The organism is Microbacterium ureisolvens (assembly GCF_015278315.1).
In the GTDB taxonomy this organism is placed as follows: Bacteria; Actinomycetota; Actinomycetes; order Actinomycetales; family Microbacteriaceae; genus Microbacterium; species Microbacterium ureisolvens.
In genome coordinates this window covers 78,141-90,813 of record NZ_JADIJE010000007.1, presented here as the reverse complement: position 1 = coordinate 90,813, position 12,673 = coordinate 78,141, and the positions used below count along the sequence as shown (strand labels likewise).

Here is a 12,673-nt window from a genome sequence, read left to right as displayed (position 1 = left end):
TCAATCCTTCTCTCGCGTGAGCCGGCGCTGGATGAGCGCGATGATCAGCACCGCAACGAAGAAGATCAGCGAGATCGCCGCGGCATAGCCGATCTCCTGCTGCTCGTACCCCTTGCGCACGGCGTAGTACACGATCGTCGACGTCGAGTTCACGGGACCGCCCTGGGTCATGACGTCCACCTGCACGAACAGTCCCAGCGCGGCGATGGTGATCGTGACGAGCACGAACACCATGGTCGGACGCAGGCCCGGCCACGTGACGTTCGTGAACTGACGCCAGGGGCTCGCCCCGTCCATCTTGGCCGCCTCGTAGAGCTCTTCCGGGATGGTCTGCAGCCCCGAGAGCCAGATGATCATGTGGAAGCCGACCGCCTGCCAGATCGACAGCACGATGATGGCGCCGAGAGCCGTCTGCGGGTCGTTCAGCCAGTCCACGCCGGTCCACGCCCCGAAGGTGAGTGCGTCGAACATCGCGTTGATGAGGCCGTCCTTCTGGTACATGAACTTCCACAGGATCGACACCACCACGATCGAGGTGACGACCGGGATGAAGAAGATCACGCGGAAGGCCGTGACGCCGCGCATGCGGCGGTTCACCAGCACCGCGAGCAGCAGACCGAGGCCGGCCTGCACCGGCACCACGACCAGCGCGAAGATCGCCGTGTTGCCGACGGACTGCACGAACACGGGATCGGCGGTGAACGCGCGGATGAAGTTGTCGAAGCCGACGAACCGCGGCGGGTTCGGGGAGATGAGGCGCGCGTTCGTGAACGACAGCGTGAACGCGAGGATCACCGGGATGATGAGGAACAGGACCAGGAGGATGCCCGCGGGGGCGATCATCCCGAGCCCGGCCCAGGTCTCGCGGCCCTTGATGGAGCGGAAGCGACGGTAGGCGCGCCGAGGCTTTTCGGCGGCGACCGTCGGAGGAGTGACAGTCATGGCAGATCTCTCTCGGGGTGCGCCGGCGAGGGACTGAGGCCCTCGCCGGCGCGGTGGATCACTGGAAGCCGTACCCGTCGTTCGACGCGATGTTCGCGTCGATCTCCGACACCGCGCGGTCGAGGGTCTCCTGCACGTCCGCGCCGTTCATGATGTCCTTCGCGGCGGTCTCGAACGTCGACGAGATGACCGCGTACGCGGGCGTCTCGGGGCGCAGCACCGCGTACTCCTGCGAGAACTCCACGAACGGCCGCAGTGCACCGTCGTCGCCGAAGTACTTCGACGCCTGGGCAGCGGCATCCGTCGCCGGGATCACGACCTGCTTGTCGGCGAACTCGGTGATGTAATCGTCCTGGAAGCTGAACTCCAGGTACTCGCGCGCGCCGTCCGCCGCCTCGCACTCGGACGAGATGGCCCACTGCCACGAGCCGCCGCCGATCTTCGGGCCCTCGCCGAGGTCCGGCGGGGGCAGGATCAGCAAGTCGTCCCCGACGGCGTCGAGCGCCGCGACGGCGTTCCAGACGCCGGTGTAGCTCAGGGCCACCTCGTCGTCGATGAACTCCTGGTTGCCCACGGTGCCGCTGTTGCCGGCGTAGCCGTCGGCGAACAGCCCGGCGAACCACTCACCCCACGCAACCGCCTCCGGCCCGTTGAGCACGCCCTCCGACGTGAGCATCGTCGAGCGGTCGATCAGATCGCCGCCGAAGCTCTGCAGGAAGGGCGAGTAGGCGTACGGCCACCACTCGCCGGTGTCTTCGGCACCGATGTCGATGGGGGTCTCGTAGCCGGCATCCTTGAGCGTGCCCAGCGCTGCGCCGAACTCCTCCGCCGTCCACGGCTCCGAGGTCGTCGGGATGCGGATGCCGTTGGCATCGAGCACGGACTTCCGCGCGAAGATCCCCAGTGCCGCGTCCCAATAGCCGGCCGAGTACACCTCGCCGTCCCAGACGCCCACAGCGGTCGGCAGCAGCGAGTCGGTCAGCTCCGTCGGCAGGCCGAGCGGCTGGAGGTAACCGGCCCATGCCCAGTTCGGCATGATCGGACCGTCGAGATCCAGCAGGCAGGGAAGATCGCCGGATGCCGCGGCCGCGACGATCGCATCGTTGTAGGCGCCCTGCGGGAACGACTCGTGCACGACCTCGTACTCGTCCTGCGATTCGTTGAAGTCCGAGATGATCCGCTCGTAGACCTCCAGTTCGGCGGGGTTGCCCGCGGAGTGGGTCCACATCGAGAGCTTCGTGCGGCCGTCGGCCGTGGTGTCGTCGCCTTGGCCGGCCTGACCGCATCCGGTCAGGGCGACGGCCATGACCAGACCGGCCGATGCGAGGATCGGAGTCCTTCTGCGCATTGTTGTGGTTTCCTTTTGTCAGTGACCCACGCCCGCGTGAGTCATCGATCGGTGGCCGCCTGTGGCGACCTCTCGGTGTGTGAAGCCCGTCGCCGGTTCGGTTTGGCGACTTGCGCCGGCGGCGGGCCTACGGAGTCTCGTCGGATGACGGGACACTCCATCAGGTGCGTGGCGTCCTCATCCCCTTCCGCGCGGACGCCGAGCGCGACCTCCATCGCCCAGCGCCCCATCGCGTAGTGGGGCAGAGCGACGGTGGTCAAGGGGGGATCCTGTTCCGCGGCGATGAGCTGCTGGTCGTCGTAGCCGATGACCGACAGGTCGCGCGGGATCTCGAGGCCGCGGCGGTGCGCGGCGATGTAGACGCCGGCCGCCATGCGGTCGTTGAAGCAGAAGACGGCGGTGGGTCGCTCAGCCTCCGGAAGATCCAGGAGGAGCTCCGCCGCGGCGCGACCGCCGTGCGCGGACGTGTCGCCGGTGACGTGCAACGCAGGACCGGCGGTGATCCCCGCTTCGCCGAGCGCTTCGAGGTACCCCTGGTGGCGGAGTGCTGAGGCGATGGGGCCGTCGTCGGTGTCGATGTAGGCGATGCGCCGGTGCCCAGCCGCGATGAGCTCGCGCACGGCGGCCGCCCCGCCTGCGCGATCGTCGGGGACGACGCTGCGGTAACCGCCGTCGGCGGGGCGGCAGTCCAGGAACACCGCCTGGGCCGGCAGGCCGGCGGGAGCGTCGACGACACGGTGCCACATGCACGCGTAGATCATGGCGTCGACCTGCTGCGCCGTCAGCGCACGGATGGCCTCGCCCTCGATGGCCTGGTCTCCGCCGGTGTCGACGAGGTAGACGAGATGACCGTTCTCGCGGGCGGCGTCCTGCGCGCCGGCGAGCATGCGGCCGGCGAACGGCGTGGTCGCGATCTGGTCGGAGATGAGGCCGACCGTGCGCGTCTGGCGTGTACGCAGGCCGCGGGCGACCGAGCTGGGCGCGTAGCCGACGGCCTTCGCAGCCTCACGGACCCGACGGCGCGTCTCATCGGAGATCCGCGCCTCGACGTCGTTCATGACCAGCGAGACGGTCGTCACCGAGACGCCGGCCGCCGCCGCGACGTCTGAGATCCGCGCCCTCGCCATGTCTTCCACACTTCCTCGTGCTAAATCGATTTATCGGCTGACCATGATTATGAACTCGATGACGGCGGCACGTCAAGTCCGGGTTTCGCGAACTCTATGCACGTGGATCCGCATGTGCGCGATCGTCGCGGGTCGTGTCAACATGAAGTCGCCGTGCAAATCGATTTGCACGGTTCGACATCCAAGGAGCACCCGTAATGAACACTCCCCCGAAGCGCGTCAAGCGCCTCCTCGTCGGAGGGCTGGCAGCTGCGGCTGTGACGGCATCCGCCCTGGTCGGTCTTCCGTCCGCGGCCGTGGCGGCCCCCGCCGCGGCAGGCACCCTGCCCGACCTCCAGGACGGCCCGCAGCCGACCGTTCACAGTCAGCAGGCCTATGCCCCCGAGGACGACTTCACCGCGAAGTGGACCCGCGCCGACGCCCGGCAGCTCAAGCGGCTGTCGGACCCGACCGCGGGCTCGAAGCAGAACTCGATGCCCGTTGAACTCACGATGCCCGCGGTCCCGCAGGACTTCCCGGACATGAGCAACGAGGAGGTCTGGGTCTGGGACTCGTGGCCGCTGACCGATGAGGACGCCAATCAGTACAGCGTCAACGGCCAGGAGATCATCTTCTCGCTGGTGGCCGACCGCAACCTCGTGTTCGACGAGCGCCACGTGTTCGCGAAGATCGGATACTTCTATCGCCCCGCGGGCATCCCCGCCGAAGAGCGTCCCGAGAACGGCGGCTGGACATACGGCGGCCTCGTCTTCGACGAGGGCGTGACCGGCAAGATCTTCCCCGACCAGTCGTACAGCCATCAGACCCAGTGGTCGGGCTCGGCGCGCATCTCGAAGGGCGGCGAGATCAAGCTGTTCTTCACGGATGTCGCGTTCTACCGCAACGAGGACGGCAGCAACCGCAAGCCTTACGACCCGCGCATCGCCCTGAGCGTCGGCAAGGTGCACGCCAACAAGCACGGCGTGAAGCTGACCGGATTCGACAAGGTCACCGACCTGCTGCAGGCCGATGGCACCTACTACCAGACCGGTGCGCAGAACGAGTTCTTCAACTTCCGCGACCCGTTCACCTTCGAGGACCCGGCTCACCCCGGTGAGACCTTCATGGTGTTCGAGGGCAACTCCGCCATGCCCCGCGAGACGGCGACCTGCAACGAAGAGGACCTCGGCTACCGCGAGGGCGACCCCTTCACGGAGACGGTCGACCAGGTGAACGCTTCGGGCGCCACGTATCAGATCGGCAACGTCGGTCTCGCGAAGGCGAAGAACAAGGAGCTCACCGAGTGGGAGTTCCTGCCGCCTATCCTGTCGGCGAACTGCGTCACCGACCAGACCGAGCGTCCGCAGATCTACATGAAGGATGGCAAGTACTACCTCTTCACGATCAGCCACCGCGGCACGTTCGCGAACGGCATCGATGGCCCGGAGGGCGTCTACGGGTTCGTCGGCGACGGCATCCGCAGTGACTACCAGCCGATGAACTCGGGCTCGGGTCTGGCACTGGGCAACCCGACGAACCTGAACTTCGCCGGCGGACAGCCGTTCGCCCCGGACTTCAACCAGCCGATCGGGCACTTCCAGGCGTACTCGCACTACGTGATGCCGGGCGGGCTGGTGCAGTCGTTCATCGACACGATCGGCACCGAGGGGAGCTTCCGCCGCGGCGGCACGCTCGCGCCGACCGTCAAGATCGACATCGACGGCGCCTCGTCGGCGGTCGACTATTCGTACGGCGACGGCGGGCTCGGCGGCTACGCCGACATCCCCGCGAACATCAACGTCAACCCGGGCGGCAAGGTCACGCCGCTGCCCTGACCTGACATGACCTGACCCGACGGTCGAGCGGATGCCTCGGCACGCCCCCGTGCCGAGGCATCCGTCGCCCCGTTCCGCATCGAGAAGGAGACCGAATGCACACGCAGAACACCCGATTCGCAGCGCCCCGGCGCCTGCTTGTCCTCGTGGCGGCAGTGGGCGCCGCGATCGTGCTCGTGGTGGCTCTCGCGGTCGCCCTCTCCCCTCGGGGAGGGACGGATTCCGCACCATCGCCGTCCGCGAGCACCCCCGAGGAGTCCCCCGCCGATCGCTCGCCGCACCGGCCGGCAGTGCACCTCACGCCGGAGCGCGACTGGATGAACGATCCGCAGAAGCCCTTCCTCCTCGACGGGGTGTGGCACTACTACTACCTCTACAACGCCGACTACCCCGAGGGGAACGGGACGGCGTGGTACCACGCGACGTCGACGGATCTCGTCCACTGGGAGGACCAGGGCGTCGCGATCGAGAAGTACGGCAATGGCCTGGGCGACATCTGGACGGGCACCGCGGTGGTCGACCATCAGGGGACGGCGGGCTTCGGCGCAGGAGCGGTGGTCGCGATCGTCACCCAGCAGGTCGACGGCGTGCAACGGCAGTCGCTGTTCGTCTCGCAGGACGGCGGATACAGTTTCGAGTCGTACGACGGCAACCCCATCATGGAGAACCCCGGTGTCGCGGACTGGCGCGACCCGAGGGTGTTCTGGGACGAGTCGGCCGGTCACTGGGTGATGGCGCTCGCCGAGCACGATCGCATCGGGTTCTACACATCGCCGAACCTGCGCGAGTGGACCTACACCTCGGACTTCCGCACCACGGATCTCGGAGTGCTGGAGTGCCCCGACCTCTTCCCGATGGCGGCGGACGGCGATCCCGGCGACGTCCGCTGGGTGCTCCTGGCCGGTGCGAACGGCGCTGCCGAGAGCAAGACCACCGGCACCGCGTACTGGGTCGGCGACTGGGACGGCGAGCGATTCGCCGCCGACGGGAGCGGCCACCAGTGGCTCGACCACGGCCCTGACTACTACGCCGCGGTGACGTGGGACGACCCGCGGCTCGACGAGAGCGCGCGGCTGTCCACCCGCTACAGCATCGGCTGGATGAACAACTGGGCCTACGCCGGCGACTTCCCGACCGACGAGTGGCACGGCGGCTCTGACTCGATCATCCGAGAGATCACGCTGGTGTCCGACCACGGTCGAGCACAACTCCGCTCAGCACCCGCCTCCGAGCTCGCCGTGCTGGAGGGCGATCTCGAGCGCATCGACGACGTGCGTATCGGCGGCGAACGTGCAGTGGAGCTGGAGGCCCCCGCATCCGGTGCCTACCGGGTACGGCTGGACGCGTCGAGCGAGGCCGGCGAACTGCGGGTGAAGGTCGTGAGCGCCGACGGCAGCTTCGCCACCGTCGGCTACGACTTCGCCGCGCAGACGGCCTTCGTCGCCCGCGACACCGACGCCGTCTCCGCCGATATGCCGGCGGAGTACCGCACCGTCCGCACGGCGCCCGTCACGTCATCAGGGGATCGGATCGCGCTGGACATCGTGGTGGACACGGCCTCCATCGAGGTGTTCGCCGGCGACGGGCAGGCGGCGCTCACGATGGCGACCTTCGGCTCGGCGGGTCCACGGGACGTCCGCATCGAGGCTGCGCGCGACGCCGTCGTCGTGGCAGACGCCAGCCTGACGCCCCTGCGGGCCGCACCGGTCGCCCGGGAGGGTCACGGCCGGTAGGCCGGCCTATCCCCGGCAGGGGCGGCCACCGATTCACGCTCGACGAGCCACCCGCGCAGGAGGTGCATCCCCTCGCCGAGCGGCGGCGCGGTGCCGTCGATGCGGTCGAGGAGGCGCGTCATCCCCCAACGGCCCATTTCGTCATGGGGAAGGGCGATCGTGGTCAGTCCCGGGTCGAGCGCGTCGGCCACCGGGTGCAGATCGTCGATGCCCACGATCGACAGCCCCTCGGGAACACGGATGCCGCGCCTCGCGGCCGCCTGCATTACCCCCATCGCGATCTGATCGTTGAAGCAGATGACCGCTGTCGGCGGTAGGGCACCGTCGAGCAGCCGCCCGCCGGCCAGGCGTCCTCCCGCGGCGTCCGACGGGCAGAACTCCACACGGTCGTGCGGGAGCGCGATCCCGACGTCTCCCAGGGCGGAGCGTACGCCGATGAGTCGGCCGCGCGCGGCGCGACTGTCGTCGGTGGTGCCGACGTAGGCGATGTCGCGGTGTCCGTCACTCACGAGTCGCTCGCAGGCCAGCGTCGCGATCTGCGCCTCGTCGGGCACGACCGCGTCGACCTCCCACCCCGCCTCGGGCGCCGCGTCGACGAGCACCATCGGCACGTCGTCCGGCGCCTCCGGCCGGGCGACGCGCTGGTGATACATGCGAGCGATGAGCAGGCCGTCGACCCTCTGGGCGAGGAACCGCGCGATCAGATCGCGCTCGACACCCTCGGAGCCGCCGCTCTCGGCCACCATGAGGAGCACGTCCCGCTCCAGTCCCGCCCGGCGAGCCCCCTCGATGATGCGGCCGGCGAAGGGCGTCGCGGCCAGATCGTCGCCGATGAGTCCGACGAGTCCGGTCCTTCGGCGTCGCAGCCCGCTCGCCACACGGTCAGGCACATAGCCGAGCTCGCGCGCGACCGCGAGGATGCGCTCGCGCGTCTCGGCGTTGACCGCTCGCGCACCGCTGAGCGCGTGCGAGACCGTGGTCGGCGACACCCCGGCCGCGGCCGCGACGTCGCTGACGCGGGCGCGCCGCGTGCTGCGAGAGGGCACATCCGCCATGCGGCCAGCCTATTCGGCGGCACGGCCCGCGAGGACCGGCGCGCACGGCGGGCCGGCGCGTGGCAGGCTAGGCGTCGGCGCTCTCGGTGAAGGCCGTGTACACCCCGTACACGGCGAGGCCCGCGAGGTGCCAGTCGCGCGGTCCCTCAGGTCCGAACGTGACGACGCGCGGCGCGTCGATCATCGCGGGGTTGATGCGGCGGTGGTCGCCCATGCCGTCGATCATGGCCATGATGGCGACGGCGAGGTCGCGCTCGGTCAGCCCTTCGCGCATGCGCAGCCCGAACGCGCCGTTGATGCCCTGGTAGATCTCCGCCATGCGATCGAGGTAGCGCGCCTCGATCTCGGAGAGCAGATCGCGGATCTCGTCTCCCCCGGGAACGGCGTCGCCGCTGGAGAGCGCGGCCGACATCGTGCGGTAGGCCCGCCAGGCGACGGTGCTCTCGACGGCGGCCATGTTGTGCGTGACCGCGACCCGGAGCGTGTCGCGGAGCACGGCCTGCCGGCCCTCGGCGGTGCGGAGCGCCTCGGCGTTGTCGCTCACGGCGGCCTGGAGCATCCCGAGCGTCTCGGCGTCGAAGCCGGTGTCGAATCCGTCGTCCGCCTCGAAGAGCGCGCGCACGAGGTCGGCGATGAAGGCCATCCGATCTGGCCAGATGCGGAACACCGTTGAGCGTGGCACGCCCGCCGCTCGGATCAGATCTTCGAGCTCGATGTTGGCGTAATCGAGCAGCAGCCCCTCGGAGCGGACACGCTCGACGGCGACGTCGAGCATGAGCGCGCGCGTCTCGCCCGCCGGCCTCCGCGTGCGCGGTTCTGGATGCCGCATGCTTCGATTATCGCCTCGTCGCGTTGTCTCGGTGTGGCCGCCCGGCGGAAGTTCGCGGTGCCGGGTCCCCAGAACCCGGCACCGACTAGATCGCACACGACAGCATGGGGCCGCCGGCAAGATCGCGCACACGAGCCCCCCGACCCGCGTACCTGATCAGCCTAGGGACTGGAAGTCTCATATCTCAAATCACGCGTGTAACACGGGTGGGTGCCAGTGCGCCGAGGTCGGCGGGACCGTCGAGGTCAGTGCAACCGCAAGGTCAGTGCGACCGCAAGGTCAGCGCGACCCCGAGGCCAGCGCGGGCGCGGCGTCAACGCACCACCGCGGTCGCGGTCGCGAGCCGCGCCAGCACCTCCTGGCTGATCGAGCCGAGGAGGAAGCGGGCGAGCGCACCGCGCCCGTGCGACCCCACCACCGCAAGACGGGCGCTCGCTGCCAGCTCGTTGATGATCTGCGACGGGTAGCCCCTCTCGACGCGGCGCTGGATCTCCAGGTCGGGGTAGCGCCCGCTGAGACCGGCCAGGGCGAGCGACTGGGCCTCTTCGGTGAGCTTCGCCATGTTCTCGAGGTACTGCACCGGGTACGAACCCATGTTCCGCGGCACCTCGAGCGGGGTCCACACCGACACCGCGATCAGCGGCTCGCCGAGCCGGTCGGCCTCGGCTGCCGCGAACGCGACCGCCTTCTCCGAGATCGGCGACCCGTCGACCCCGACGACGACCCCGGTGCGACCGGCGACGTCGACGTCGGGCACCACCACGACCGGCGAATGGGCGCCGGCCGCGATACGCAGACCGTGCGCGCCCCGCGCCGACTTCGAGCCGGGGCCGCGGTAGTCGCTGCCGATCACCAGCAGCGCGGCATCCGTCGACGCCTCCAGCAGCTTCGCGACCGGGTTCCCCCGTTCGACGCGCACGCTGACGTCGAGACCGGGGGACGCGACGCGGGATGCCTCGGCCTCCGCCCGCTCGCGCGCGTCGGCGAGCGCCGCATCGACGAGGGAGTCCTCCCCCACCGCGCCCACGGCCCCGCCCACGACGGTGAGCAGCTCGAGCGGCTGCCGCCTCTCGACCGCGCGCTGCGCCGCCCAGTCGACCGCGCGACGCGTGACCGCGGCATCCGTAATTCCGACAACGATCGCGTCACCCACGATGGCTCCTCTCGGATGCCCCCAGGCTAGCGTCCACGTGCCCGCCACGCAGAGGAGTCCGCCGTGACAAATCGGCCGATGGAACCGCGAAAGAGCAGATCTCCACACGCGTCTGCGAGGGAGATCTGCCCTTGCGCGAATCCCTCACGAGTTCGCGCGGCCGCAGCGCTGCCGAGACGCGGCTAGAGCGCGAGGCGCTCGCGCACGACGCCGGCGAGGTGGTCGGCGTGGCGCCGGGCCTCGTCCTCCGAGGAGGCCTCCACCATCACGCGCACGAGCTGCTCGGTGCCCGACGGACGCAGCAGCACGCGGCCGGACAGGCCGAGCTGCGCCGCGGCGCGCGCGACGGCATCCTGGACGCCCTCGTCGGTCGCGGCGCGCGTGCGGTCCACGTCCTTCACGTTGACGAGCACCTGCGGATACACCGTCATGATCGACGCGAGCTCTTCCAAGGTCTTGCCTGTGCGTGCCATCTCGGCGACCAGGTGCAGGCCAGTGAGCAGGCCGTCGCCGGTCGTCGCGTACTCGCTCATGATCACGTGGCCGGACTGCTCGCCGCCGAGCGAGAAGCCGCCCTCGTTCATGCGCTCGAGCACATAACGATCGCCGACTGCCGTGGTCTCGACGTGGATGCCCTGGGCAGACATCGCGCGGTGCAGACCCAGATTGCTCATCACGGTCGCGACGAGGGTGTCGTCCTTGAGGTGGCCGCGGTTCTTCATCGACACCGCGAGGATCGCCATGATCTGGTCGCCGTCCACGACCTTGCCGGTCGCGTCGACAGCGAGGCAGCGGTCGGCGTCGCCGTCGTGGGCGATGCCGACATCGGCGCCGACCCGCACGACGTGCTCGGCGAGCTGCTCGAGATGCGTCGAGCCGACACCGTCGTTGATGTTCCACCCGTCAGGGTCGGCCCCGATGACCGCCACACGGGCGCCCGCGTCGGCGAAGGTCTGCGGTGAGACTCCGGCGGCCGCACCGTGCGCGCAGTCGAGCACGACGTGAATGCCGTCGAGCCGGTGCGGCAGCGAGGCGAGCAGGTGCAGGGCGTAACGGTCCTCGGCGTCGGAGAACCGGCGGATGCGACCCACGTCGGCGCCCGTCGGCAGCAGCTTGGGGCCCGCCATGGCGGCCTCGATGCGCTCCTCTACGACGTCGGGCAGCTTCACGCCGCCGCGGGCGAAGATCTTGATGCCGTTGTCGGGAGCGGGATTGTGGGATGCCGACACCATGACGCCGAAGTCGGCATCCATGTCGGCGATCAGGAACGCCGCTGCGGGGGTCGGCAGCACGCCGGCGTCGAAGACGTCGACGCCCGACGAGGCGAGGCCCGCCTCGACCGCGGCGGAGAGGAACTCGCCGGAGACGCGCGGGTCGCGGGCGACGACGGCGGTGAGCCGCTTGCCCGCGGCGCGACGCGCCTCGGCGGAACGGCCCTGGCCCAGGACGACGGCGGTCGCCTGGGCCAGGGACAGTGCGAGATCGGCGGTGAGGGGGCCGTTGGCCAGCCCCCTCACCCCGTCCGTGCCAAAGATCGGCATACGGAGTGGAAGCCGATCAGCGCTTCGAGTACTGAGGCGCCTTGCGGGCCTTCTTGAGACCGGCCTTCTTGCGCTCGATGACGCGGGCGTCTCGCGAGAGGAAGCCGGCCTTCTTGAGGGTCGGGCGGTTGTTCTCGGCGTCGATCTCGTTGAGCGCACGGGCGATGCCCAGGCGCAGCGCACCGGCCTGGCCGGAGGGGCCGCCACCCGAGATGCGGACGATCACGTCGTAGGCGCCGGTCAGGTTGAGAACCGTGAACGGGTCGGTGATGAGCTGCTGGTGCAGCTTGTTCGGGAAGTAGTCCTCGAACGCACGGCCGTTGACGGTGATGGTGCCGGAGCCCGGGATGACGCGCACGCGGGCGATGGCCTGCTTGCGGCGGCCGACGGCCGCACCCGACACCGAGAGCACGGGGCGCTCGGCGGCGACGACAGTCTCGTCGACGGTGGACTCGGTGGAGTAGCTCGTGGGGGTTTCTTCGATGTTCGCCATCAGTGTGTCCTTGTCTGTACGGCGCTTACTGGGCGACCTGGTCGAAAACGTACGCGGTGGGCTTCTGCGCGGCGTGCGGGTGCTCGGCACCGCGGTACACCTTGAGCTTCGACAGCTGGTTGGCGCCGAGGGTGTTCTTCGGAAGCATGCCGCGGACGGCCTTCTCGACGGCCCGGACCGGGTTCTTCTCGAGGAGCTCCGAGTAGGTGACCGACTTGAGGCCGCCCGGGTAGCCCGAGTGGCGGTAGGCCTTCTTCTGCTCGAGCTTCTGGCCCGTCAGCGCGACCTTGTCGGCGTTGATGATGATGACGAAGTCGCCCATGTCGACGTGGGGGGCGAAGGTCGCCTTGTGCTTGCCACGCAGGAGCGCGGCAGCGTGCGAGGCGAGGCGGCCGAGGACGACGTCAGTCGCGTCGATGACCAGCCACTCGCGCTGGGCTTCGCCAGCCTTGGGGGTGTAAGTGCGCGTCACAGTAGTGCTGCTTTCTTGATTCGAACGGAGAGGTTCGTGAATCCCACTCCGGGGTGGTTCCTGCTTCGCTCGTTGAGCGAGCGAAGCGAGACGAAACGCCTGGAACACGCCAGTGGAGGGCTCACGTTCGTGGTGCCGGGTCAGCAGAGCCGAACACCAAACATCA

At 69.3% G+C, this 12,673-nt stretch carries 11 protein-coding genes; 2 read left to right on the top strand and 9 right to left on the bottom strand.

Features of this window, described 5'->3' with window-relative positions; all coding sequences use genetic code 11:
• Genes IM767_RS12195 through IM767_RS12185 form a run of 3 tightly spaced genes read right to left on the bottom strand, consistent with a single transcriptional unit; the run spans position 1 to position 3,417 of the window.
• Positions 1-942: a carbohydrate ABC transporter permease gene (locus IM767_RS12195; RefSeq protein WP_239453290.1), complete on the bottom strand. Its 942-nt coding sequence runs from the start codon at positions 940-942 to the stop codon at positions 1-3.
• 58 nt (positions 943-1,000) lie between these two features.
• On the bottom strand, positions 1,001-2,290 hold the full coding sequence (locus IM767_RS12190; RefSeq protein WP_109210427.1) for a sugar ABC transporter substrate-binding protein: 1,290 nt from the start codon (positions 2,288-2,290) through the stop codon (positions 1,001-1,003).
• A gap of 41 nt (positions 2,291-2,331) precedes the next feature.
• Complete coding sequence (locus IM767_RS12185; protein ID WP_109210428.1) at positions 2,332-3,417, bottom strand: LacI family DNA-binding transcriptional regulator; 1,086 nt, start codon at positions 3,415-3,417, stop codon at positions 2,332-2,334.
• 197 nt (positions 3,418-3,614) lie between these two features.
• On the opposite strand from IM767_RS12185, the gene IM767_RS12180 reads away from it, so the two are divergent.
• Complete coding sequence (locus IM767_RS12180; RefSeq protein WP_109210429.1) at positions 3,615-5,231, top strand: glycoside hydrolase family 68 protein; 1,617 nt, start codon at positions 3,615-3,617, stop codon at positions 5,229-5,231.
• A 95-nt stretch (positions 5,232-5,326) separates the two neighbouring features.
• Positions 5,327-6,964 (top strand): glycoside hydrolase family 32 protein, encoded by a 1,638-nt coding sequence (locus IM767_RS12175; RefSeq protein WP_109210430.1) that lies wholly within the window; start codon positions 5,327-5,329, stop codon positions 6,962-6,964.
• On the opposite strand, the gene IM767_RS12170 is transcribed toward IM767_RS12175, so the two are convergent.
• From IM767_RS12170 to rplM, 6 genes are all read right to left on the bottom strand, one after another.
• Positions 6,952-8,019: a LacI family DNA-binding transcriptional regulator gene (locus IM767_RS12170; RefSeq protein WP_109210431.1), complete on the bottom strand. Its 1,068-nt coding sequence runs from the start codon at positions 8,017-8,019 to the stop codon at positions 6,952-6,954. The genes IM767_RS12175 and IM767_RS12170 overlap by 13 nt on opposite strands.
• Positions 8,020-8,086: 67 nt before the next feature.
• The gene (locus tag IM767_RS12165; RefSeq protein ID WP_239453291.1) at positions 8,087-8,848 is read right to left on the bottom strand and encodes a hypothetical protein; all 762 of its coding nucleotides are present in this window, start codon (positions 8,846-8,848) and stop codon (positions 8,087-8,089) included.
• A gap of 313 nt (positions 8,849-9,161) precedes the next feature.
• Positions 9,162-10,001, bottom strand: a complete 840-nt coding sequence (locus tag IM767_RS12160) for a universal stress protein (protein WP_109210433.1) — start codon at positions 9,999-10,001, stop codon at positions 9,162-9,164.
• Positions 10,002-10,183: 182 nt separating this feature from the next.
• Positions 10,184-11,542 carry a phosphoglucosamine mutase gene (glmM, locus tag IM767_RS12155; protein ID WP_109210434.1) on the bottom strand — a complete coding sequence of 453 codons (1,359 nt, stop codon included), beginning with the start codon at positions 11,540-11,542 and terminating at the stop codon, positions 10,184-10,186.
• 16 nt (positions 11,543-11,558) lie between these two features.
• Positions 11,559-12,035, bottom strand: a complete 477-nt coding sequence (gene rpsI / locus IM767_RS12150) for a 30S ribosomal protein S9 (RefSeq protein ID WP_109210435.1) — start codon at positions 12,033-12,035, stop codon at positions 11,559-11,561.
• A gap of 25 nt (positions 12,036-12,060) precedes the next feature.
• On the bottom strand, positions 12,061-12,507 hold the full coding sequence (rplM, locus tag IM767_RS12145; RefSeq protein WP_109210436.1) for a 50S ribosomal protein L13: 447 nt from the start codon (positions 12,505-12,507) through the stop codon (positions 12,061-12,063).
• Positions 12,508-12,673 lie beyond the last annotated feature (166 nt).

Excerpts from the sequence above, each read along its gene's own strand:
- IM767_RS12195 (WP_239453290.1), bottom strand. The coding sequence starts at position 942 with ATGACTGTCACTCCTCCGACGGTCGCCGCCGAAAAGCCTCGGCGCGCC.
- IM767_RS12175 (WP_109210430.1), top strand. The coding sequence starts at position 5,327 with ATGCACACGCAGAACACCCGATTCGCAGCGCCCCGGCGCCTGCTTGTC.
- IM767_RS12185 (WP_109210428.1), bottom strand. The coding sequence starts at position 3,417 with ATGGCGAGGGCGCGGATCTCAGACGTCGCGGCGGCGGCCGGCGTCTCG.
- rpsI (WP_109210435.1), bottom strand. The coding sequence starts at position 12,035 with ATGGCGAACATCGAAGAAACCCCCACGAGCTACTCCACCGAGTCCACC.
- IM767_RS12170 (WP_109210431.1), bottom strand. The coding sequence starts at position 8,019 with ATGGCGGATGTGCCCTCTCGCAGCACGCGGCGCGCCCGCGTCAGCGAC.
- IM767_RS12180 (WP_109210429.1), top strand. The coding sequence starts at position 3,615 with ATGAACACTCCCCCGAAGCGCGTCAAGCGCCTCCTCGTCGGAGGGCTG.
- IM767_RS12190 (WP_109210427.1), bottom strand. The coding sequence starts at position 2,290 with ATGCGCAGAAGGACTCCGATCCTCGCATCGGCCGGTCTGGTCATGGCC.
- IM767_RS12165 (WP_239453291.1), bottom strand. The coding sequence starts at position 8,848 with ATGCGGCATCCAGAACCGCGCACGCGGAGGCCGGCGGGCGAGACGCGC.
- glmM (WP_109210434.1), bottom strand. The coding sequence starts at position 11,542 with ATGCCGATCTTTGGCACGGACGGGGTGAGGGGGCTGGCCAACGGCCCC.